The following is a 22,194-nucleotide window of genomic DNA, read 5'->3' on the forward strand; positions in this document are numbered from 1 at the left end:
AACCGGGTGCCCCATGTCTCGATTTTGAGACATGGGTTTGCAGGATCCCTCAGGGAAGCATCAGCATTCTCGCTCTCTCCCACATCTGCGCATGAAGCCGCGCAGACCTGGGGCACTCGATCTCCTCAGTGAGCCCAGTGCAAAAAAGAGGAGCGGCCAAAGCCGCTCCTCTTTTGCATCTTTTGCGGACGCTACGCCGTAACCAGCGTACCGAGTTCTTCCTTCTGCACCACGCGTAGCATGTTGCCGCGCTCGCGCATCGAGAAGATGATCATCGGCAGGTTGTTGTCCTTGCAGAGGCTTACCGCGGTCGTGTCCATCACCTTCAGGCCGAGGCGCAGAATCTCCATGTAGGAGATCGTTTCGTAGCGCGTCGCCGCAGGGTCCTTCTTCGGGTCGGCCGAGTAGATGCCGTCCACCGAAGTCGCCTTCAGCAAAACTTCCGCGCCGATTTCCATTGCACGCAGGCTCGCTGCCGTGTCCGTCGAGAAGTACGGATTGCCCGTACCCGCAGCGAAGATCACCACGCGGCCCTTCTCAAGGTGACGAATCGCACGGCGGCGAATATAGGGCTCAGCCACCTCATGCATTTCGATCGCGCTCATCACGCGCGTGGGCAGGCCGTCCTTTTCAATGGCGTCCTGCAGTGCGATCGCGTTGATCACAGTCGAGAGCATACCCATATGATCGGCCGCAACGCGGTCCATGCCGATAGCCTGCTCGGCCACGCCACGGAAGAAGTTGCCTCCGCCCACGACGACAGCCACCTGGCAACCGGCGCGCGCAATGTCCGCGATCTCCTTTGCCACCTGGTGAATGAACACAGCATCCACGCCAAAACCACGGCCCGCGGCCAATGCTTCACCGGAAATCTTCAGAAGAACGCGCTTGTACATACAGCTGTAGTATCGCACGCGAGATGTGAGGCGTTGTGAGTTCTGAGTTGTACGTTGTAAGAGCGGTGGGAGCATCGCCATGGAACCAGCGCCAACGCAACCTCAACACCACATACAACTTAGAACGTACAACTTACAACGCTCTACCGCTTTGCGTTCAGCTTCGCGACCACCGGCTCCGGCAGCGGCTCGCTCGACGCCTTCAACAGCAACGCGATGTCCCACATCGCCGAGTCCGACAACACGCCGGAGTACGCCGGCATGCCCGCCTTCGGCTTACCATCGCGCATCGCCACGAAGATCGCTCCCGCCGACCGCTTGCTGAGATTGCTGTCATGAAAAAGCTGCTTCGCAGGTGTTGCCATCGCAAGCCCCGCCTGCCCATCGTGCCCCGGCGCGCCGTGACATCCTGCACAACGCTTGGCGTACGTCGCAGCGCCTGCTTCAAACGCATCTTCGCTCGCCGCGAACGGCGGCTCCGGTACGGTCTTCGGCGACTCATCCTGCGCGGTCTGCACAGGGCCGGTGGACTCAAACTCCGGCGCAGGCTTCGCGTGAGGCTTCACCGCAGAAGTGGCGACAGGCGTCGTTACCGGAGGCTCGCTCGCGCTACCAAACGGCTCGGTCAACGCCGTCTTCTGGTGGTTGAACCACCACCACGCTCCGCCAGCGATCACCGCCGCCAACAGAAACCCCAGCACAAACGTGCCAAAGCCCGAACCCGATGATTTCTTGCGAGTCGCCATACGCTTTCAGTCTAGGCCGTCAGGCTGAGGGTAAGCGTTAGCAGCGGAGGTTCGCCGATTTCATGGAACCAACCGCAGCCGCCGCGCGTAGCATGGTGTGCGAACGGCGAATGTCTTCGCACAGGAGCTCTACACCCGATGCAATCGCGAATTGTCGGCACCACGATGCCCGTCCTCGAAGTCCTTCTCCAGCCCGGCGAGACCGTCATCTCCGAAGCCGGTGAGCTGAGCTGGATGTCGCAAACCATCGCCATGACCACGCACACGCAGCTTGCGGGCGGCGGCGGATTCTTCGGCGCCATCAAGCGCCTCGCTGGCGGCGGTACGCTCTTCATGACCGAGTACACCGCGCAGGGCTACCCCGGCGAAGTCGCCTTCGCCACGAAGGTTCCCGGCCACATTCTGCCGGTCGAGGTCGTGCCCGGGCAGGACCTCTTCATTCATCGCCACGGCTTCCTCTGCGCCACCTCGCAAATCACGCTCGGCGTCGGCTTCCAGCAGTCGCTCGGCGCTGGCATCTTCGGCGGCGACGGCTTCCTGCTGCAGAAGGTTTCGGGCCACGGCACGGCCTGGCTCGAGCTCGGCGGCGAGGTCGTCGTGAAGGACCTGCAGCCTGGCGAAACGCTACGCGTGCACCCCGGTCATGTCGGCGCGTTTCAGTCCTCGGTCAGCTTCAACATCACGCGCATCCAGGGCATTCGCAATATGTTCTTCGGTGGCGACGGCATCTTCCTTGCCGCACTCACCGGCCCCGGCCGCGTGTGGCTGCAGACGCTTCCGCTCGCCAACCTCGCGCACTCGCTGGAGCCGTATCTTTCACATGATGACAACAGCCGCGGCCTGCGCGGCGTTGGCACCGCTGCGGTGATCGGCGGCATCGCCAGCTCCATCTTCGACAACAAGAGCTAGCGCTCAGGGCTCAGGGCTCAGGGCTCAGGGCTCAGGGCTCAGGGCTCAGGGCTCAGGGCTCAATGGAGCTTATCCGCTGCGACGATACGTTGCTTGTCCCCCGCGCGAACGGGTGCCCCACGTCTCGATTTTTGAGACGTGGGTTCGCAGGATGATTCAGGCGAACCCACAGACCTCATCCCAAGCACTGTCATCCTGAACACCGTGAGGAAGGAAGAGCGTGCTTAGCGAGCAGCAGCGAGAAACGCGCGCATCTTCGCCGCATCCTTCTTGCCCGGCACAGACTCCACACCGCTCGCTACATCCACACCAAACGGCGAAAAGACGCGAATCGCCTCAGCAACATTCTCCGGCTTCAGCCCACCCGCGATGATCAGCTTTGGCGGATTCTCGACAGCCGAGAACACACGCTGCACGATCGCGTTCGCCGCTGGCCAATCAAACGCTACTCCAAGTCCACCGCTAGCGCCAGACTTCACGGTGTCGAGCAGCACGCCCCACACCTGCGGCTGCGATACAGCAAGCTGCAGCTTGCGCTCGAACTCCGCTTCCTGGCCGCTCTCAAAACCTACGACCTGCAACAGTTTTACGCGGCCTTCAAACGCCTCGTTCAGCGCCGCAATCAGCTTGATGTTTGTGTCCCCATGGAGCTGCACACCGGTGAGATTCGTCGCCTTCACAACCGCGATGATCGGTGCAGCGTCATGCTCGATAAAGACACCGATGGTCTCGACGCCCGCAGGCAAATGCGGCGTGATCGCGGCCACTTGCTCTGCCATCACCTGTCGCTTCGACGGCGCAAAGACGAAGCCCACAGCATCGGCGCCGAGCTCCGCAGCAAGCTGCGCATCCTCGAGATTCGTGTTCGCGCAGAGCTTGACCCAGGTCTTCGACATCGCTTTCCATCCTGATTTCTGCTGCTTAGCTAAGTAAGTTAGCTAAGCAACGCTTTCAATGCCTCACCAGGCCGCTCGGCGCGCATCAATGACTCGCCGATAAGGAACGCGCCAAAACCCGCCGCGCGCATACGCTGCACATCTTCGCGGCCCGTGATGCCACTTTCCGCCACACGAATCACATCCGCAGGCAGCGACTGCGACAGCTCAATCGCGCGGTCCAGCGACACGTGAAACGTCTTCAAATCGCGCGTGTTCACACCGACGCATTCGCAGTCCAACGCACGAGCGCGCTCGACCTCTTCCGCATCGTGCACCTCGCACAGCACATCGAGGCCATACCTGCGCGCTTCTTCGCGCAGCGTGCGCAGCTCAATGTCATTCAGCGCCGCGACGATCAGCAGAATCGCGTCCGCGCCGTTGGCACGCGCCTCGAGCACCTGAAACGGATCAACCATGAAGTCCTTACGCAGTAGCGGCAACTTGCATGCAGCACGCGCCGCACGCAGGTTCCCCAGCGAGCCCTGAAAGTATGGCTCGTCGGTCAGCACACTTAGCACGGCAGCTCCTGCAGCCTCCAGCTCAATCGCCAGCGCCGTCGGGTCGAGATTTTCGCGGATCAACCCCTTCGACGGCGACGCCTTCTTGATCTCCGCGATCACGGCCGGGCCGGTCTTCGCCTTCTCCCGGAGCGCGCGGGCAAACCCACGCGGCTCATGGGCGGACGCCGCCAATTCCAGCGCGGCGAAGTCCGCCTCCGCCTTGCGGCGCTCTACATCCTGGCGGTGAAACGCCACGATCTCCGGCAAATACATCTTCTTTTCGATTTCTGCAGCTTCAGTCATCTCCTCCATGCTAACGGTTTAGCGAAGGATTTACCGTTCAACCCCGAATCCCGACAATTCCAGTCCGATTTCCGCCCGTTCGGAGATTTTGCATCATCAAATCAACTACGACCGAATTAGTCTCATATTCGGCAGCGGGTGCGGCGTCTCGGATTCCCGCAGCAGTCGCTGCCTACATCACCATCGCCGACTGTGTTTTCTGAGGGGAAAGCGCCAAGGTCGGCCCCTCGGAGAATACCGATGAGCGAACGTAAGAAGTTCAAGATCCAGCGAGCGCTGGGCCTTGAGTTGCCGGGGCTGGGTAAGCCCGGTGCCCTCGAAAAGAACCCTCTGCCCCCTGGCCAGCATGGCGCGCAGCAAACCCGCCGCAAGCTGAGCGAGTACGGCCTGCAGCTTCGCGAAAAGCAGAAGGTGCTCTTCCACTACGGTCTGCGCGAGGAGCAGCTCCGCCGCTTTGTACGCGATGCCCGCCGCATCTCGCCGACGAACTGGATCGAATCGCTGATCGGCCTGCTGGAGCGCCGCGTCGACAACCTCGTCTTCCGTGCCGGCTTCGGTCGCTCCATGGCTTCGGCGCGTCAGCTCGTCAGCCACGGCCACGTGCTGGTGAACGGCAAGCGCCTCACCATCGGCTCCGCAGTACTGCGCCCGGGAGACACGCTGGAGCTGACCGAGTACGCCAAGGGCGAGATGACGCTCGCCAGCCGCGAGAGCCCACGCCTGCCGCTGCCGGAGTTCCTGCAGCTGGGCGACAACAACGACAACACCCGCGCCACGCTCGTTTCGCTTCCCGCAGCGCGGCACATTCCCTTCGCGTTTGAACCCCAGCGTGTGGCCGAGTACTACGCGCAGAGAGGTGTCTAAAAATCATGGCCCAGCCGATCTCAGCCCCGAAGTCGTCCCTTGCGCACCCTTCTGACCAGCAACCGCTGGCGAAGGCCGAAGGACTTGGCAGCATCACGCAATGCTCCTGCGGCACGCTGAGCCTGAACGTTCAGGCGTTCAGTTTGCGGCTGGATCTGCAGAGCTTTGCGAAGCTTCTGCTGATGTGCTCGGAGGCGATGGATTCGGTCGAACGCGGGTTGAAGAACAGCTCCACGACCGCCACACTCGTGCACTAACCAGACAAGCGTTCTCCTATGCCGTCACGTGGACTGTTGCATCGTCCGCATGGCGGCATCTTTTTTGTCTGGTACGAGGCATACATTAGACGCATGAAGCGATTGACCCTCTTCCCCCTCGTGGCATCTCTTGTGGTCTCCGGCGCGCTAGCCCAGACGACCTCTCGCAACCCGCATGAGTGGCATATGAGAGCCACCGACGCGCCCGTTCGCATCTCCGAGCATGTATGGGAGTACAAAGGCAATCCGAACATCGCCATCATCGTCGGCGCACGCGCGGCTATGGTGGTCGACACCGGCATGGGGCCGAAGTATGGTGCGATGGCCGCAGGTTTCGCCGCGAAGCTCGCGCCGGGCAAGCGGCTCTACCTCACGACGACGCACTTCCACCCCGAACACGCCGCGGGCGACTCCGGCTTCCCGGCAAACACTCTGCTCATCCGCAACGATGTGCAGCAGGCGCAGGTCGAGCACGACGGCATGGCCATGGTGAAGTTCTTCATGGACAAGTCCGCCGAGAACCGCGATCTGCTCAAGGATGTGAAGTTTCGCACGCCCGACGTCACCTTCCACACGGAAGCGCGCGTCGATCTCGGCGGCGGCGTGACCGTGCGCCTGCTGTGGCTTGGCCCGGCGCACACCGAGGGCGACGAACTCATCTTCGTTGATCCCGATGCGACGCTCGTTTCCGGCGACGTCGTACAGAACAAGACGATCCCCATCATCTTCACGCAGATCGGCAAAGGCGGTACGCCAAGCACCTGGATCAAGGTCGTCGACAAGCTTGAAGCGCTGCACGCAAAGCACGTCGTGCCCGACCACAGCGAGCCCGGCGATGGTTCGCTCGTCGTCGCCGAGCGCGATTTGCTGGATGAGATTCGCTCGGCTGCACTCGTCGCCAGGAAGAACAACATGCCGGCCGAGAAAGCGGGCGCCGACATCAGCGCAAAGCTCAAGCAGGAGCACCCTGACTGGTTCAGCACGGATGTCTCGGACTTCGTGAAGAAGGTGTATCAGGATCCTGATACGAGCCTTATGTAAGCGATCAAAAAGAAGCGCGCCTCTAGCGGGCGCGCTTCTCCAGCTTGCGAGCGACTTTCTCGTCTTCGCCCCAGACTCGCAGTAAATTGCCGCCCCAAAGCTTGGCGATCTGCTTCTCGTTGTAGCCGCGGCGCACGAGTTCGAGCGTTACGTTGAACGCCTCTGCCGCGCTATCCCAGCCTTCGATGCCACCACCGCCGTCGAAGTCTGACGCGATACCCACGTGGTCCACGCCGATCTTCTTTACGGCATAATCGATCTCATCCACGAAGTCCTTCACCGTCGCGCGCGGCGTCGGCGGATACTTCGCATTCAACTCGGCGATGCGTTGCTCGGCGAGCGCACGCTTGTCCGCCGGTAAGTCTTCCATTCCCGGCAGCTCGTGCCCTGGAGCACCGCCGCCCTTGCGTCCTACGCGGCCATCGACACCTTCCACCGGGCAAGCGCGCACAGCCGATGACGATTCCTTCGGCATATATGGCGCAAACTCCGCATGAAGCTTCTTCAGCGCGGCGAAGCGTTCCATCGACGTCGGCTTGAGGAACGAGTTGACGCCATTGATTTGAATGACACCACCGCTCTTCTTCAATGCGAGCAATTGCTCATCATCCATGTTGCGCGGCACGTTCGCCAATGCACGCACCCCCGAATGCGACGCAATCACCGGTGCTTTCGACAAGCGAATCGCCTCTAGATTCGCGCCTTTTGCAGGATGCGAAAGATCGACCATCATGCCCAGGCGGTTCATCTCCGCAACGACTTCGCGACCTTCCGCCGACAAGCCATTGTTGTAGAGATAGCCTTCCGTCTCGCCGGTGTTGGAGTCCGCAAGCTGGCTTGCGCCGTTATGCGCCATCGAGAGATACCGCGCGCCGCGATCGTAGAACTCCTTCACGCGCGCCACATCCGTGCCGATCGGATAGCCGTTCTCTACGCCGATCACCACGGCCTTCTTGGCCTGCTTATGCAGCGCGACTACATCCTTCGGCGTGAGCGCGAGGCCGAACTTATCGGGCGCAATCTGCTCGGTGAGGCGATGAATCGCCTCGAACTTCGCGATGGCCTGTTTGTACGCATCGTCGTATCCCGCTGGCGTCAGCGGCCCCTGCTCCACATAGACGATCATGAACGACACATCCATGCCGCCCTCGATCATCTTCGGCAGATTCACCTGCGTGGTGAGCCGCTGCGTGTAGTTGCACGTCGCCGTGAAGTTGGCCGGATCGATGTCGTTGTGCGTGTCCATCTTGATCACATGCGCGATCCGATGCGCCTTCGCAATGAGCGCGGCGTCATCGGTTTGCGCAGCAGCCTGCAGCGCGAGAACAGCGGAAAGACAAGCGATCAACGGCTTCTTCACAAACAACTCCATGCGGCATAACGATGCCTCTAGCCTACAACGCGCGGTGTGTCCGTACGTACGGGTGCCCACATCTCGACTTTTGAGATGTGGGTTTGCAGGATGCATGCGGAGCAACATTCTCGCCCTCCCACATCTGCATGAAGCGCAGACGTGGGGCACCCGACTGTCGTGGCCAGGAGAAAGGCCAGCGAGTGAGTCTCGCTGGCCTTCGTTGTTCGCTGTGAAGCGTCTATGCTTTGCCAGCCAACTGACGCAGCACGTACTGCAGGATGCCGCCGTGCTGGTAGTAGAGAATCTCCTGCGGCGTGTCGATGCGCACCGTCGCGGAGAACTCCGTTGTCTTGCCTTCGCTGCTCTCGGCGATCACCGAAACGATCTTGCCGTCAGCAAACTTCGCATCGAGCATCGCCTTCAGGCCGACCACCTCGAAGATCTCTTCGCCCGTGAGACCGAGCGATTCAACGTTCTGCCCCTCGAGGAACTGCAGCGGCAGAATGCCCATGCCTACGAGGTTTGAGCGATGGATGCGCTCGTAGCTTTCGGCGATTACGAACTTGATGCCGAGCAGGCGAGGACCCTTCGCCGCCCAGTCGCGCGACGAACCCGAGCCGTACTCCTTACCCGCGAGAATCGCGAGCGGCGTACCGCGCTTGGCGTACTCCACCGACGCGTCGTAGATGCTCATGCCTTCGCCTTCGGGCAGCAGACGCGTCACGCCGCCTTCGGTGCCAGGAGCGAGCTTGTTGCGCAGGCGAACATTCGCGAACGTGCCGCGTACCATCACCTCGTGGTTGCCGCGGCGCGAGCCGTAGCTGTTGAAGTCCGCAGGCTTCACGCCGTTCTCGGCGAGATACTTGCCGGCCGGGCCGTTCTGCTTGATCGAACCGGCAGGCGAGATGTGATCAGTCGTGACCGAATCACCCAGCACCGCGAGCACGCGCGCGGCCTTGATCTCTTCCACCGGCGCTGGCGTTGCCGGCATACCATCGAAGTACGGAGCCTTGCGGATGTACGTCGAATCGCCTTCCCAGCCGTAGGTGTCGCCCAAGGGGAACTTGAGCTGCTGCCAGTTCGCATCGCCGTCGCTCACCTTTGCATATTGCGTGAGGAACATCTCGGAGTCGATGCACTGGTGCACGGCGTCGGAGACTTCCTTCTGCGTCGGCCAGATGTCGCGCAGGAAGACGTCATTGCCATCCTTACCCTTGCCCAGCGACTCCGTGTTGAAGTCGTGCGAGATGTGGCCCGCGAGCGCGTACGCCACCACGAGCGGCGGCGACATCAGGTAGTTCGCACGCACCTCCGGCGAGATGCGGCCTTCGAAGTTGCGATTGCCCGAGAGCACCGACACAGCGACGAGGCTGTTCTCTTCAATCGACTTCGAAACGTCCGTCGGCAGCGGGCCCGAGTTGCCGATGCAGGTCGTGCAGCCGTAGCCGACGACCTGAAAACGCAGCGCATCGAGGTACTGCAGCAGACCAGCGCGCGTGTAGTAATCGGTGACCACGCGCGAGCCCGGCGCGAGCGAGGTCTTCACCCACGGCGGAGTCGTCAGGCCAGCTTCAACAGCTTTCTTCGCGAGCAGGCCAGCGGCCATCATCACGTAGGGGTTCGAGGTGTTGGTGCAAGAGGTGATCGCCGCGATGACGATCGAACCGTCGCTCAGATACTTGTCCGGATCGACACCGAAGCGCTCCTTCACGGAGTTCGCCGGGGCCACCACTTCCTGCCCGCCGGTGTGACCGCTGTCGTGCGTGGTGATCTGCACGGTCACTTCCTGCGGAGCCACCGGTGCCGGTGCGCCTTCGCTGCTCGTCACATCACCGGTCAGCGAAGCGTGTCCGCCTTCACCTTCCCAACGCACCATCTGACGCGCAGCGGCCTTGTTCGCGTTCGGTCCCTGCAGCGTCGGCAGCTGCTTCGCAAAGCTCGCAGGCGTCTCGCTCAGCAACACACGGTCCTGCGGACGCTTCGGTCCAGCAACGCTCGGCTCCACGGTTGAGAGATCGAGCTGCAGCGTCGTCGAGTACTCCGCCTCTGCCGCGTCGCTGGTGTGGAACATGCCCTGCGCGCGGTAATAGGCTTCAGCCAGTTCGATCTGCTCTTCGCTGCGGCCGGTAAGGCGCAGGTAGTTCAGCGTTTCCTTGTCCACGGGGAAGAGACCGCAGGTCGCGCCGTACTCGGGTGCCATGTTCGCGATGGTCGCGCGATCCGCAAGCGGAAGCTCTGCGATGCCGGGGCCATAGAACTCAACAAACTTGCCGACGACGCCGAGCTTGCGCAGCATCTCGGTCACGGTAAGCACGAGGTCGGTCGCGGTCGCGCCTTCGCGCAGTTTGCCCGTCAGCTTGAAGCCAACGACCTGCGGCACGAGCATCGACACCGGCTGGCCGAGCATCGCGGCCTCTGCTTCGATACCACCCACGCCCCAGCCCAGAACAGCCAGGCCGTTGACCATCGTGGTGTGCGAGTCCGTGCCGACGAGCGTGTCAGGATAGGCGACGATGGAGCCGTCTGCTTCTTCCTTCGTGAAGACCACGCGCGCGAGGTACTCGAGGTTGACCTGATGGCAGATGCCCATGCCCGGCGGCACGGCGGAGAAGTTATGGAACGCCGTCTGTCCCCACTTGAGGAAGGCGTAGCGCTCGCGGTTGCGCTGGAACTCAAGCGCCGCGTTCAGGTCGTAAGCGTTCGCTGCGCCGTACTCATCCACTTGCACCGAGTGGTCGATGACGAGCTCTGCGGGCTGCAGCGGATTGATCTTCTGCGGGTCGCCGCCGAGCAGCTTCATCGCATCGCGCATCGCTGCGAGGTCCACGATCGCCGGCACGCCGGTGAAGTCCTGCATGAGCACGCGTGCAGGCATATAGGCGATTTCGCGCGAGGGCTCTGCCTCAGCGTCCCACTTCGCGAGGAACTCAATGTCGTCGGCGGTAACGGTCACGCCGTCTTCCAGGCGCAGCAGGTTTTCGAGCAGGACCTTAAGCGAGTACGGCAGCTTCTTCAGGTCGATGCCGTTCTTGCCGTCGAGCGCGGGCAGCGAGAAGTACTTTACGGTTTTGCCGCCGGACGTAAGCGTCGCGGCTGCGCCAAAGCTATTCGGGTGCGATGTAGCCATTGCGGTGATTCTCCTCAAGGGGCGCCCGCCGGCCTGTAGCGGTGGACGCCTGTCCGTGCCGCGTCGTCACGAAGAATAGACCTCGGACGAGCGTGGCGAAAGATGAGTGTTTTCAGGGGAAGAGTGCGAGCTGCAGACGCTGGTTAGCGTCCGCGGTCATGGCGGCCACGACGAAAGCGCTTGATGAAAGGGCGCAGCAGGCTCATGCGCCTCATCTTACGCCATGCCGCTATGCGCTGGGTAGGGAGGAATCGCGTCCATCATCGCCCGCCCAACCTACCCCGGCGGCGGTCACTGCATCCAAAGTCAGGCACGGCGAAAACCTATCTCAGGAAACCGGGTTCAACTTGCCGGAAGGATTTTAAGGAGTCTTATGAGCACCACGAGACGCAATACGAAGTACGCATTGGCGATGGCCGCCTTCGCTGGATGCCTTGCGCTGGGTGTGACCGGATGCAATGGCTGCAATTCAAATGCGGCAGGCGCACCGATCACCAACGGACAGGACCCGGCGATGGCGAACATGGCCGACACCAGCTACAACGCACCGACGCAGGTGGCTGGCTACCAGGCTTCTTACTCGCCCACGCAGTCTGGCGAAACCTACGCCAACGGCCAGCAGGCTCCCGCGCCCATCGTGCAGGGCAACCAGCAGCAGAGCTATGCGTATGACTCCGCTCCGAGCGACGATAACGTCTACGCCGAACAGGCCCCTCCCCCGCTTCCTGAGTACGACCAGCCCGTGGCTCCCGGCCCCAACTATGAGTGGACTCCCGGCTATTGGGGATGGGGTGGCGGCGGCTACTACTGGGTTCCCGGCGCATGGGTCGCCGCGCCCTACTACGGTGCGCTCTGGACGCCTCCCTACTGGGGCTACTACGGCAACCGGTATTACTTCCACCATGGCTACTGGGGCCCGCACATCGGCTTCTACGGCGGCGTGGATTACGGCTTCGGCTACATCGGTGTCGGCTACTTCGGTGGCTACTGGCGTGGCCACGACTTCTGGTACAACCGCGCTGTGACGCGCATCGGCGGAGGCTGGGGCGGTGGTCACTATTACGACCGCGCGGTGGTCTACAACAATGTGCGCTACGGCATGCAGCCGATGAACCGCGTCAGCTTCAATGGCGGTCGCGGTGGCATCAACGCTCGTCCGCAGGGCTTTGAGCAGGCAGCGATGCGGGAACAGCATCTCGGCCCGCAGGCCGCGCAGATGCAGAACCACAACGAAGCGATGCGCAATCGCGGACAGATGTTCAGCGCCAACGGCGGTCGTCCGCAGGAGATGGCGATGTCGGGTGGCCTCGGCAATCCGCGTGAAATCCGCTCCACGCCGCAGGGCGTGCAGGTGGGACGCCCGGGCCTTAACGGACAGCCCGCAGCGAACCACGGTGGACCGCAGGGCAACGCGATGGCTGGCCACGAAGGCGGCATGCAGCCCGGTATGAACATGCAGCATGGTGCGGCAGCGATGCAGGCAGGCCACGGCATGGCGAACATGAACGGTATGAATCACGGCGCTGAAAACCACGGAGCTCCTGCCGCGGCACAGCAGCATGGCTTCGCCAACGCAGGCGGCATGAATCATGCAGCTCCGCAGGCAGCGCAGCAGCAGCACGGCTTCGCCAACGCTGGCGGCATGAATCGTGGCGCGGAGGCCAACCGTGGTATGGAGGCTAACCGCGGCGCCGAGACTCACGCCACGATGCAGCACTCGGCCCCGCAGCAGATGCAGCAACATGCAGCGCCGCAGGTACAGCGTGCAGCTCCGCAGGCAGAACGCGCAGCGCCGCAGCAACATGCAGCACCGCAGATGCAGCAGCACGAGGCTCCTCAGATGCACCAGCAGGCTGCACCGCAGATGCATCAGCAAGCGGCCCCGCAGATGCATAGTGCACCAGCTGGCGGCGGTGGCGGACACATGGGCGGCGGCGCTCCCGCAGGCGGCGGCGGACACCCCGGGGGTGGCGGCGGTCATCCCGGCGGCGGTGGTCACCACTAAACCCCAACGCAACATAGCAACGCCCGCTCCATCTACGAGCGGGCGTTGCTATTTGCACCCTCCGCGAACGGGTGCCCCAGGGTCTCGATTCTGAGACCTGGGTTTCCAGAAAGGTCGGCGGAGAGCGAGAATCCACGAGCCAGCATTCGCGTTCTCCCACGTCACAAAATCGAGACGTGGGGCACCCATCGTGCCTCTTCAACCATGGCTTTTCATCGCAGAACTACTACCTGCCGACGGCCACCTGCACCAGCAGCACCGCATTCAATACAAGAATGATGCCCGCGATCAGCCACCCGGCGACGCGCGTCCGCATCGCCGAAGCGAACTCGCCCATCACGCTCTTGCGCTGCACCAGGATCAGCAGCGGGATCAACGCCGCAGGCAGCGTGAAGCTCAACAGCACCTGCGAGCCGATGAGGATCTTCAACGGGTCCCAGCCCACGCCGATCACGATCAGCGCAGGCACAATCGTAATGAGTCGTCGCAGAAAAATCGGGAACTTCACATCGAGGAAGCCTTCGAGAATCACCTGCCCTGCCAGCACTCCCACGGTCGAGCTCGATAGCCCAGAACACAGCAGCGCGACCGCAAATACCACCGCCGCACCACGCCCCAGCAGCGGCCCCAGCGTGCGGTACGCATCCTGAATCGTCGGTGAGAAATCCGGGCCGTGATACAGCGCGACCGCCGCCATCACGATCATCGCGGAGTTGATCAGCCACGCCGCGTTCATCGCCACGAAGACCTCGGTCAACTCAAAGTGCAGGTACTTGCGCAGGATCGACGGCAGCGCTTTCTTCGGCGGCGGCGCCAGCTCATGCAGCCGCGGCTGCACCAGCGCCGAGTGCAGATAAATCACATGCGGCATCACCGTCGCGCCCAACATGCCGACGGCCGCATACACGCTGCCGCGCATCGCGTGCGAGTCGAAGGTCGGCACGATCGTCGCGAAGAACGCGCGCTGCCAATCCGGGTGCACGAGGAAGACTTCAAAGCCGTAGCAAAGACCGATGACGCCAACCAGCATCATGATGCCGCGCTCAAACCACTGATACCCCGCCAGGTCCAGCGCGAGGATTGCAAACACCAGCACGGTTGCGATCACCGCAGAGAAGAGCAGGCTCGCCGTAGGGCCGAAGCCATGCGCAAGCATCGCAGGCCCGATCAACAGATCAAGCCCCATCGCCGCGCCGAGAAACTCCGCAAGATCGGTGGCGATCGCGGAGATTTCTCCCGCCACCCACAGCCAGAAACTTGTGCGCTTGCCAAAGTGCGTGCGGCAGTTCTGCGGCAGCGTTTTCGCCGTCACAATGCCGAGCTTTGCACTCAGATATTGAATGAGGATCGCCATGGCGTTGGACCACAGCAACACCCACAGCAGCCGATAGCCAAACTGCGCGCCGCCCAGGATGTTCGTCGCAAAGTTGCCCGGGTCGATATACGCCACGGACGCCACAAAGGCCGGGCCGAAGTACGAGCGCAAACGGTCCGCGCGAAATCCCCTGCCGTTGTCCGCACCCATCGCCTTCGCCACGTCAGCGACCGCGGAGCTTTCAGAGCCAGATTCTGCCATTACCGGCAGTATATGCCGCCACCTGCGCGCTCGCGCTACTCGGCAGGCGCGCCATCCACCGCGATCGCCACTTCGCCCGAGGCAGTCAGCCTGCCCAGCGCGTGCGCCTCAAACAGCTTCGTGCGCTCCACCACCAGCGCCAACGAAAGATGCGCATGAGCCGCGCAGGACACGATCAGCGCCGGTGTATGCGTCAGCCACTCACTTTCCAGCGCCACCCGACAACCCAGCGCAGCCTCAGCACAGAGAGCGCGCAACGCATGCACCACAGCATCCACCACCACAACGCCGCGCACAAATCGACGCGCACGCAATGAAGTGAGCAGCGGTTCAAATGCAGCATCTTCGCGCGTCGGCAAAATCAGCACCAGCGCGTCACCCGCCTGCCACATCGTTTAGTGACCCGTGGAACCGAAGCCGCCCTGTCCGCGGGGAGCTTCCGCCAGCGTATTGGTCTCTTCAAACGCGGCCTCGATGCGGCGCACAATGCGCAACTGCGCGATGCGATGCCCAGGAGCCACCATCTGTTCGGTGTCGGAAAGGTTCGTCAGCACGATCTTCAACTCGCCGCGATAGCCCGGGTCAATCACGCCAGCGAGCGTCGTGATGCCGCGCAGCGCGAGGCCGGAACGGTCTTCCACCAGCGCGCCATGCGTCGACGGCAACTCCATCGCAAGCCCCGTGCGCACCGCAAGCGTCGCCCCCGGCGCCAGCAGCGCCGCCTCCGCCGCGAACAAGTCTGCAGCAAGATCGCCGTAAGGGCCGGTGTGTGCGTAGCGAGGCATTTGCGCGGTGGGCAACAGCCGCTGCACGAGAATGCGCGGACGGTCGATGGTGTCGGTGCTCATGCACAACAGTCTCGCACCGCGGCGCGCGGAAATGTGCAAGCAGTAAGAATGGGTACCCATCTCGATTTTTGAGATGTGGTTTCGCAGAATGTATCGGGAACGCTACCTTCATTCTGGCTCCGATAGCGATGCTTCCTTAGACGATGAGCGCCACGGCAAACACCCAGGTCTCAAAATCGAGACCTGGGGCACCCGTTCTTGGCTATGCTTCGATCTTCTTCTCCGTCGAGCGGAAGAGGTACACGCCGAGCACGCAGATCAACGGCTCCATCGGATAGCGGAAGCGCGCCTGAATCGTGACGAGATAGTACGGAATCGGCATGAGCAGCAGCACCCAGAACATCATCCACGCGCCCGGCACGCGGCGCTTGATCGCCAGCGCCACACCTATCAGCCCGCAGAGCGAAACGATGCCGTAGTTCCACAAACGCAGCGTCTCATCGAGCACCTTGGCGTCCGACGGATGCCTCCAGATGAACCAGAAGTACTGCACGCGATACGCCGTGAACTTGGCGTACATCTTCGGCTGCGCCTTGATGTTCGCCATCGCCTGTTCCTGCTTCATCTTGGCGTACTTCACTTCGCCCATCTGCTGGAAGCGCTTGAACTCCGGGTCCGTAGGAGACAGCGGAACAGCCGCGCCCCATGGGAAGGCATCGTGATACCAGAGCGAAGCGTTCCAAAGCTCAATGCCCGCGTTCGACCGCGCCGGAATGAACGCATGCATCACACGCTCGTTGCGAATGATCCACGGCGTCAAGCAAACGAAGACCATCACGAAACTCAGCACCGCGCCGAGCAACGCACGAACGTTCGTCTTCTGCGGCCAGAGAATCCAGCCGGTCACGCCCGCCCACGTAATCATCAGCGTCGTATTCGAGAGCGCCAGCAAGCCCCAGAATAGGCCATAGATCAGCCACATCGCGATTGAGTTGTTCGGCTGCTCATTCTCACCGACACGACGCAGACGCAGCGCGTACACAAACGCCCACGCGATCAGACACGTCGAGAGCGACATCTCCCAGATCCAATGCATCGGGTACTGGATCACCTCGGGATGCAACGCCCAGATCCACGCCGACCACACGGCCACCGGCGCAATCATCGTCGAGCTTCGACGCGCAAAGCCGCGCGCGTCGAAGCAACGCTGCGCGATTTCATACACCGCCGGAATCGTCGCTGCGGAGAACAGCGAATCCAGCACCATGATCGCGAAGACGCTCATATTCGTGTACACGCCGAAGAGCTTGAAGCACGCCGCCATCATCAGCGGATAGATCGGCGGCAGCCACGCCGTGGGGCCGGTCCAGCCATTGAACGGGCTCGAATACCCGCGGCCCTCCACCACATTGCGCGCAATGCGCCCGGCCTCATAGCCGAACTCCCAATGGTCGTCGCGCACGCGCACCTTATAGCTGTGTGCGATCACGATGCAAAGCACGCGCACCACAAAGCCAATCCAGAAGAGGTTGCGGGGGCGTTCATACCAGCGGAGAGAGTTCGTAGCGGACATCAGCGTTAGGGTACAGGGTTTGTAGAAACACCCATCGAAAGATTGCGCAGAATTACCTCGCCGTGCGAGCCATCGAAGCATACAATTCCGGGCATGAATGTTACAGCCCTCCTCCGCGAACTCGACACCGAGATCGCCCGCCTGCAAAAAGCACGCGAAACGATCGCCGCTCTTTCGACCGGCGCTCCCGCCAAGCGTGGCCCAGGTCGTCCGAAGGCCACCACTACCGTTGCCGCACCTGCCCGGAAAAAGCGGACGATGAGTCCGGAAGCGCGCGCCAAGATCGCCGCTGCGGCGAAGAAGCGCTGGGCAGCTCAGAAGAAAGCTACAAAGTAAGCCCTCTGTAGCGCGGATACCAGAGAGTAAGAATGGACCCGGCCCGCGTCATCGACGCGGTGGACGGGAAGATTGTACGAGATCGCCACTAGCACCAAATGTTGTGCAAACCCGATTCTCCCCGAACAAGTATTTGCGATTTCGGGAAAATCCGGTATACTCAGATGGTTTGGCGAAGCTGTCTGTTTATCCGGACGGCTGGGCTTTCGGGCAGACCGGGGCGAGCGGTAATGGCGCATCCAGAGTGCTCGGGCCGGGACACAAGTCCCTCCCTCAGACGAGACAAGTTTTAGAAGTTCAGGCAGATGCGGCGAATGCTCGCGTCCGCGACAAAGGAAACAGCCATGTACGCAGTGATCCGCACCGGCGGTAAGCAGTACCGCGTCGCTCCCGGCGACACCGTCAAGATTGAAAAGTCCGCGCACGAGAACGGCACGCTCGAGTTTTCCGACGTGCTCGCCGTTTCGGGCGAAGAGGGCAAGTTTGAGCAGGACCTGAAGGGCGCCAAGGTGCTCGCTTCCGTTCTCGGCGAAGGCCGTGGCGACAAGATTCTGGTCTTCCACTACAAGCGTAAGAAGCAGTACAAGAAGCTGCAGGGCCACCGCCAGGACTTCGTTGAAGTAAAGATCAACGAGATCCAGGTTGCCGGCAAGAGCTTCAAGGCCTAAGGCCACAAAATTTTTGAAGAGGTAATTCTCAAATGGCACATAAAAAAGGTCTTGGTAGCTCCAAAAACGGCCGCGATTCAAATGCTCAGCGCCTCGGCGTGAAGCGCTTCTCGGGCGAGACCGTCACCGGCGGCTCGATCCTCGTTCGTCAGCGCGGCACACCGCTGCAGGCTGGCAAGAACGTGGGCCGCGGCTCCGACGACACGCTCTTCGCGAAGATCGACGGCGTTGTGAAGTTCCAGAACCGTGGTCAGCACGGCCGCTTCGTCTCCATCGAGCCGGTTGTCGCTGCATAAGCGTTCCCCCTCAACATTCAGAAAGGCCCTGCTTCGGCAGGGCCTTTCTGCGTCTGACGCCCAGCACGACCGGCTGCGCCCACGGCTCCATTTTCGAAGCTGACTTTGCAGGATGGGAGATGCAGCGGCAACAAAAGAACCCTGAGACATCTGTGGCCTCCTGCTCGCAAAAATCGAGAGGCGGAGCCCCCAAGTGAAAGCGGGTGTCGAAACCGACATCCGAGGCAGTACACTGCTGCACATGAAGCGTACCCTCGCTGCCCTCGCGCTCCTCGCTGCCACTTCGTCGTTCGCCTCCGCTCAGGACTGGGCCAAGGCCAAGCTCTCTGCAAGTCCGCGCCACGGCGAGTTCGTCACCATCACCGAGCCCGGCGGCCGCAAGCTGCAGGCATGGGTGGTCTACCCGGAAATCAAGGAGAAAGCTCCCGTCGTCGTGATGATTCACGAGATCTTCGGCCTTTCTGACTGGGCGCGCGAAATGGCCGACGAGGTTGCCGGCGCAGGCTATATCGTCGTCGAGCCGGATCTGCTCTCCGGCTACGGCCCGACGACCGGTGCGGCCCCCGCAGCGGCGCCGATGCCCGAAGACCACGCGCACATGCACACCGCAACTCCCGGTAGCGCAATGGTTCCCGCGACACCCGGAGGCACCGCAGCGTTCCCCGATGTCGACTCTGCGCGCCGCGCTGTCGCCGCCCTGCCACAGGACGGTGTGACCGCCGACCTGAACGCCGCCGCCGACTACGGCAAGGCACTCACCGCTGCGAACGGCAAGCTTTACGTCGCCGGCTTCTGCTGGGGCGGACAACAGACCTTCGACTTCGCCACGCATCGCAAGGACGTCAGCTCTTACTTCGTCTTCTACGGTCCGCCGCCCACCGCTGCGGCGATGAAGAACATCACCGCGCCGGTCTACGGCTTCTACGCGGGCAACGATGCGCGCGTAACCTCGACCATCGCGCAGGCGACGCTCGATATGAAGGCCGCGGGCAAGACCTATGAACCAGTCACCTACGACGGCGCGGGCCACGGCTTCATGCGTGCTGGCGAAGCGCCGGACGCTAACGCGGCCAACACCGCAGCGCGGCAGCAGGGCTTCCGCCGCCTGATTCAGCTCCTCGGCGGTATGCACTAGGCAGAGCCGTAAACGTTACTGTGTAGTCACAAACCAGCGTGGTAGCCTGTGGGCTTGAACCCCTCGACGGATCGTGCCGGAACGCTCGCGCGTCGGCTCAGCTATCTTCTGCTGGCCGCGTCAGCCGTGCTGTTTCTGCTGCACTTCCTGCACCTCGGCGCAGACTTCCCGAACAACTCGCCGTGGGTGGACTGGTCCAAGTACACCGATGAAGGCTGGTATGGCGACGCGGCCATTCGCCACTTCCTCTTCGGCCACTGGTACTGGAAGGGCGACTTCAACCCCGCGACCGCGCTGCCCGTCTGGCCTGCGGTAGAGCTGCTCCCATTCAAGCTCTTCGGCGTTTCGCCCATCGTGGCACGCGCGACCACACTCTGCGTCTTCGCTGCCACCCTGATTGCGTTCTACATCCTGCTGCGCCGCTTTGCCCGCCTGCACCGCAAGGACGGCGGCCCGTCGCTGGCGCCTGCGTTCTGCGTGTTTCTGATGTGCGCAAGCCCCTTCTTCTTCGTCTTCGAGCGCATGGCGATTCTGGAGCCGCTGCTCATCCTGCTGACGACGCTGGCGATGCTCGCCGCGAGCTCCATGCACCGCTGCCGCGCTCCAGGAGTGCCGCTGCGCCAACGCCTGCTGCCTGCGCTGGCGCTCGGCGTACTGCTGCCGCTGATGGTGCTGACGAAGACGACCGGCCTCTTCCTCGTCCCCGCGCTGGCCTACATGGTGTGGGCGCGCGCGGGCTATCGCTGGCGCCATGCGCTGGAGATGGGCATCCCTCCTGCGCTGCTCGGTCTCGCGCTGTGGTTGGCCTACTTCGTCGGCTACGTTCGCCCACGCTACCTCGAAGACTACCGCTATCTCTTCTCGGCGAACGCCTACACCGGCATCCTGCTTGAGCCCTTCGACAAGGTCGTGCTGAACACCTTCGCCGATGGCATGTGGATGGGTCGCGTCATCTATCCGGCCTTCTTCATCGTGCTCGCGCTCATCATTTTCTGGCGCCCGCAGCTCTTCCGCAACCCGCTGAAACCCGCGCTGCTACTGTGGGCAACGGGCTATGTACTCTTCCTCGGCTATCACAACAATCTGCAGCCGCGTTACTACCTCGTCGTCGCGGCGCCGGTGTTTGCATTTGTGGCGATGGGGCTCGATAGCTTCCGCTATGAGTTCTCGGTGCGACGCGAATACGCGGCAACGATCGTGATGACGGTGCTCGCCCTCGGCATTTCGCTGCCTGGCATGAAGTACATGCTGCACATCGCCACGCATCCGACGTTTGAGTTCCGCGACGCAGCCAACGAGGTCGCGCGCATCGTGCGTGCAGAGCCAAACCACTCGCGGCTGATCCTCTCCATCTCCGGCTCGGACATCACGCTGATGACCGGCCTGCCGTCCATCGACGACGACTTCGGCACGCTCGACCTCGCCGAGCGCGTCAAGTTGTATCGGCCCGGCTGGTACGTGGCGTGGAACGAGCTCGACGATGACAAGATGGATGCGCTGACGCCGCTGTACAACCCGGTGCGCGTCGCGGCGATTCCCGCGCTCGACGACAACGATCGCAACCTGCTGATCGTCTATCGCCTGGACCCTGCGCCAGAAAAAACGCCCACGCCCCCCGTGCATAAGCGCAAATCCACGCCGAAGCCGCTACAAACCAAGGTCGGCCAGCAGCCCACGACCACGCAGCTCAAGCACTAGCAGCTCGAAGCGCTTATCGACGGACATGTACGTCTCCAGCGGTTCGCCATGGCACGTCGCAGGGGTGAAAAGGATGCCTCAAATTTCCGCTGAAGTTCGTCCACGTTCTTCGCGCAGGGGCAGGCCTGCGGCAGCGAGGCCAAGGAACACGAGATACCAGCTCTTCATCCCATCTCCAGTTCTTATTGAGGTTTCTCAAGGGTAAAGCTTTCCTTCACCACCATCTGCACTGCGGCTGACTGCCCACCCGCTGCAGGCGCGAAGGTCGTCTTGCTCAGCGCTTCCGCCGCTGCAGCATCGAGCCCATAGCCTAGCGGAGCCACAATGCGGATGCGGTGCGGATGCCCTGTCGTGTCCACTACGACCTGCAACGCGACAGAGCCCGCGATGTGGTCGCGCGCTGCTTCCTCCGGAAAACTTGCAGAGGCCTTGTGCACGACCGCAGGCGGCGCGAGCTGCGCGCCCGACTCCGAGGTGCCGACGATCGCGATCGTCTGGCCAGCGAGCAGATCGCTGCCCGTCCATGGCTCCACCGGCGAGAAGTAATGTCGCCAATACGTTGGCATCGCCAGCTGCAATTCGCGGTCGATGCCGATGGAAAACGCACGCCGCATCGTGGCGTCCACGGCGGCAGGAGTAGCCGGCGCAGGCAGCGTGACCTTCAGCGTCTCCGTCTTCAGCAGGCGGCGATCGAACTCCTTGCGATCATCGGCAAACTTCGCTGCGACGCGCACGCCGCTGAACTCCAGCGCATCGCCTTTGCGAGCCACGCGCTGCAGATCCACGCCCGCCAGCGTCCAGTCCACGGGATGCGATTTCTGCTCCGCCGACAGGTCTCCCGCAGCGCTGAGCGAGAACGTTCCCGCTGTACAGAGACACCGCGCGTAAAGCGCTCGGCCGATCCACTGCGCGGCAGCGTCCAGCACCGGGTCGCTGGCCGACAACGGAGCTTTGGCCTCTGGCGGCGCAGGCTGCTGCGCCCAGGCCGTGGAAGCGCCCACGAGAACCATTCCAGTAAACAGCGCGAAATGTGACCGGAAACCCATGCGCCGATTATGCGCCAGCACCTTTGCGATGTACCAGTTATGACAAAAGTGTCACTCAATAAAACATTTCCGCAAAGATTTTCACGCTCTCATCCGTCATATCCTTGATTCATCGATTTCTTGCACGACTTTCGCGGA

The 22,194-nt window shown here is 62.3% G+C and carries 21 protein-coding genes; 10 read left to right on the forward strand and 11 right to left on the reverse strand.

Features of this window, described 5'->3' with window-relative positions; genetic code table 11:
- Positions 1 to 191: 191 nt before the first annotated feature.
- Together pyrH and OHL11_RS13535 are read right to left on the reverse strand one after the other, a co-directional pair.
- Positions 192 to 896, reverse strand: a complete 705-nt coding sequence (gene pyrH / locus OHL11_RS13530; protein WP_263372026.1) for a UMP kinase — start codon at positions 894 to 896, stop codon at positions 192 to 194.
- A gap of 143 nt (positions 897 to 1,039) precedes the next feature.
- Positions 1,040 to 1,642, reverse strand: a complete 603-nt coding sequence (locus OHL11_RS13535; protein ID WP_263372027.1) for a c-type cytochrome — start codon at positions 1,640 to 1,642, stop codon at positions 1,040 to 1,042.
- A gap of 138 nt (positions 1,643 to 1,780) precedes the next feature.
- Here OHL11_RS13535 and OHL11_RS13540 point away from each other — a divergent pair, with 138 nt between their 5' ends.
- Entirely contained in the window at positions 1,781 to 2,551 is a 771-nt protein-coding gene (locus OHL11_RS13540; protein WP_263372028.1) for a TIGR00266 family protein, read from the forward strand.
- A 224-nt stretch (positions 2,552 to 2,775) separates the two neighbouring features.
- Here the strand turns inward: OHL11_RS13540 and OHL11_RS13545 are convergent, their stop codons facing one another.
- Both OHL11_RS13545 and trpC read right to left on the reverse strand, forming a co-directional pair.
- A complete protein-coding gene (locus OHL11_RS13545) occupies positions 2,776 to 3,447 on the reverse strand; it encodes a phosphoribosylanthranilate isomerase (RefSeq protein ID WP_263372029.1) in 672 nt (223 codons plus the stop codon).
- A gap of 38 nt (positions 3,448 to 3,485) precedes the next feature.
- Positions 3,486 to 4,292 carry an indole-3-glycerol phosphate synthase TrpC gene (trpC, locus tag OHL11_RS13550; RefSeq protein WP_317890653.1) on the reverse strand — a complete coding sequence of 269 codons (807 nt, stop codon included), beginning with the start codon at positions 4,290 to 4,292 and terminating at the stop codon, positions 3,486 to 3,488.
- Between the two features lie 240 nt (positions 4,293 to 4,532).
- On the opposite strand from trpC, the gene rpsD reads away from it, so the two are divergent.
- From rpsD to OHL11_RS13565, 3 genes are all read left to right on the forward strand, one after another.
- Complete coding sequence (gene rpsD, locus OHL11_RS13555) at positions 4,533 to 5,156, forward strand: 30S ribosomal protein S4 (RefSeq protein WP_263372031.1); 624 nt, start codon at positions 4,533 to 4,535, stop codon at positions 5,154 to 5,156.
- Positions 5,157 to 5,161: 5 nt separating this feature from the next.
- Positions 5,162 to 5,413: a hypothetical protein gene (locus OHL11_RS13560; RefSeq protein WP_263372032.1), complete on the forward strand. Its 252-nt coding sequence runs from the start codon at positions 5,162 to 5,164 to the stop codon at positions 5,411 to 5,413.
- Between the two features lie 93 nt (positions 5,414 to 5,506).
- Positions 5,507 to 6,454, forward strand: coding sequence for an MBL fold metallo-hydrolase (locus OHL11_RS13565; RefSeq protein ID WP_263372033.1), 948 nt, complete (start codon positions 5,507 to 5,509; stop codon positions 6,452 to 6,454).
- 22 nt (positions 6,455 to 6,476) lie between these two features.
- Here the strand turns inward: OHL11_RS13565 and OHL11_RS13570 are convergent, their stop codons facing one another.
- Both OHL11_RS13570 and acnA read right to left on the reverse strand, forming a co-directional pair.
- Positions 6,477 to 7,814 (reverse strand): dipeptidase, encoded by a 1,338-nt coding sequence (locus OHL11_RS13570; protein WP_263372034.1) that lies wholly within the window; start codon positions 7,812 to 7,814, stop codon positions 6,477 to 6,479.
- Positions 7,815 to 8,046: 232 nt separating this feature from the next.
- A complete protein-coding gene (gene acnA, locus OHL11_RS13575; RefSeq protein ID WP_263372035.1) occupies positions 8,047 to 10,935 on the reverse strand; it encodes an aconitate hydratase in 2,889 nt (962 codons plus the stop codon).
- Positions 10,936 to 11,308: 373 nt separating this feature from the next.
- Between acnA and OHL11_RS13580 the strand changes: the two genes are divergently transcribed.
- The gene (locus OHL11_RS13580) at positions 11,309 to 12,940 is read left to right on the forward strand and encodes a hypothetical protein (protein WP_263372036.1); all 1,632 of its coding nucleotides are present in this window, start codon (positions 11,309 to 11,311) and stop codon (positions 12,938 to 12,940) included.
- A 226-nt stretch (positions 12,941 to 13,166) separates the two neighbouring features.
- On the opposite strand, the gene OHL11_RS13585 is transcribed toward OHL11_RS13580, so the two are convergent.
- From OHL11_RS13585 to OHL11_RS13600, 4 genes are all read right to left on the reverse strand, one after another.
- Positions 13,167 to 14,516, reverse strand: a complete 1,350-nt coding sequence (locus OHL11_RS13585) for an Nramp family divalent metal transporter (protein ID WP_263372037.1) — start codon at positions 14,514 to 14,516, stop codon at positions 13,167 to 13,169.
- A gap of 35 nt (positions 14,517 to 14,551) precedes the next feature.
- Positions 14,552 to 14,908 (reverse strand): hypothetical protein, encoded by a 357-nt coding sequence (locus OHL11_RS13590; protein WP_263372038.1) that lies wholly within the window; start codon positions 14,906 to 14,908, stop codon positions 14,552 to 14,554.
- 3 nt (positions 14,909 to 14,911) lie between these two features.
- Positions 14,912 to 15,364 (reverse strand): dUTP diphosphatase, encoded by a 453-nt coding sequence (gene dut, locus OHL11_RS13595; protein ID WP_263372040.1) that lies wholly within the window; start codon positions 15,362 to 15,364, stop codon positions 14,912 to 14,914.
- Positions 15,365 to 15,566: 202 nt separating this feature from the next.
- Positions 15,567 to 16,877, reverse strand: coding sequence for a glycosyltransferase family 39 protein (locus OHL11_RS13600; protein ID WP_263372041.1), 1,311 nt, complete (start codon positions 16,875 to 16,877; stop codon positions 15,567 to 15,569).
- A gap of 93 nt (positions 16,878 to 16,970) precedes the next feature.
- Between OHL11_RS13600 and OHL11_RS13605 the strand changes: the two genes are divergently transcribed.
- The 5 genes from OHL11_RS13605 to OHL11_RS13625 all read left to right on the forward strand — a co-directional run bounded on the left by OHL11_RS13605 (position 16,971) and on the right by OHL11_RS13625 (position 21,010).
- Complete coding sequence (locus OHL11_RS13605; protein ID WP_263372042.1) at positions 16,971 to 17,213, forward strand: hypothetical protein; 243 nt, start codon at positions 16,971 to 16,973, stop codon at positions 17,211 to 17,213.
- Between the two features lie 344 nt (positions 17,214 to 17,557).
- A complete protein-coding gene (rplU, locus tag OHL11_RS13610; RefSeq protein WP_263372043.1) occupies positions 17,558 to 17,881 on the forward strand; it encodes a 50S ribosomal protein L21 in 324 nt (107 codons plus the stop codon).
- A gap of 32 nt (positions 17,882 to 17,913) precedes the next feature.
- Complete coding sequence (gene rpmA, locus OHL11_RS13615; RefSeq protein ID WP_263372044.1) at positions 17,914 to 18,177, forward strand: 50S ribosomal protein L27; 264 nt, start codon at positions 17,914 to 17,916, stop codon at positions 18,175 to 18,177.
- Positions 18,178 to 18,418: 241 nt separating this feature from the next.
- A complete protein-coding gene (locus OHL11_RS13620) occupies positions 18,419 to 19,312 on the forward strand; it encodes a dienelactone hydrolase family protein (protein ID WP_263372045.1) in 894 nt (297 codons plus the stop codon).
- A 48-nt stretch (positions 19,313 to 19,360) separates the two neighbouring features.
- The gene (locus OHL11_RS13625) at positions 19,361 to 21,010 is read left to right on the forward strand and encodes an ArnT family glycosyltransferase (RefSeq protein ID WP_396269788.1); all 1,650 of its coding nucleotides are present in this window, start codon (positions 19,361 to 19,363) and stop codon (positions 21,008 to 21,010) included.
- A 182-nt stretch (positions 21,011 to 21,192) separates the two neighbouring features.
- Here OHL11_RS13625 and OHL11_RS13630 read toward each other — a convergent pair whose 3' ends face one another.
- Entirely contained in the window at positions 21,193 to 22,011 is an 819-nt protein-coding gene (locus OHL11_RS13630; protein WP_263372047.1) for an energy transducer TonB, read from the reverse strand.
- Between the last annotated feature and the right edge of the window lie 183 nt (positions 22,012 to 22,194).

The sequence above is a fragment of the Granulicella cerasi genome (assembly GCF_025685575.1).
GTDB lineage: Bacteria > Acidobacteriota > Terriglobia > Terriglobales > Acidobacteriaceae > Granulicella > Granulicella cerasi.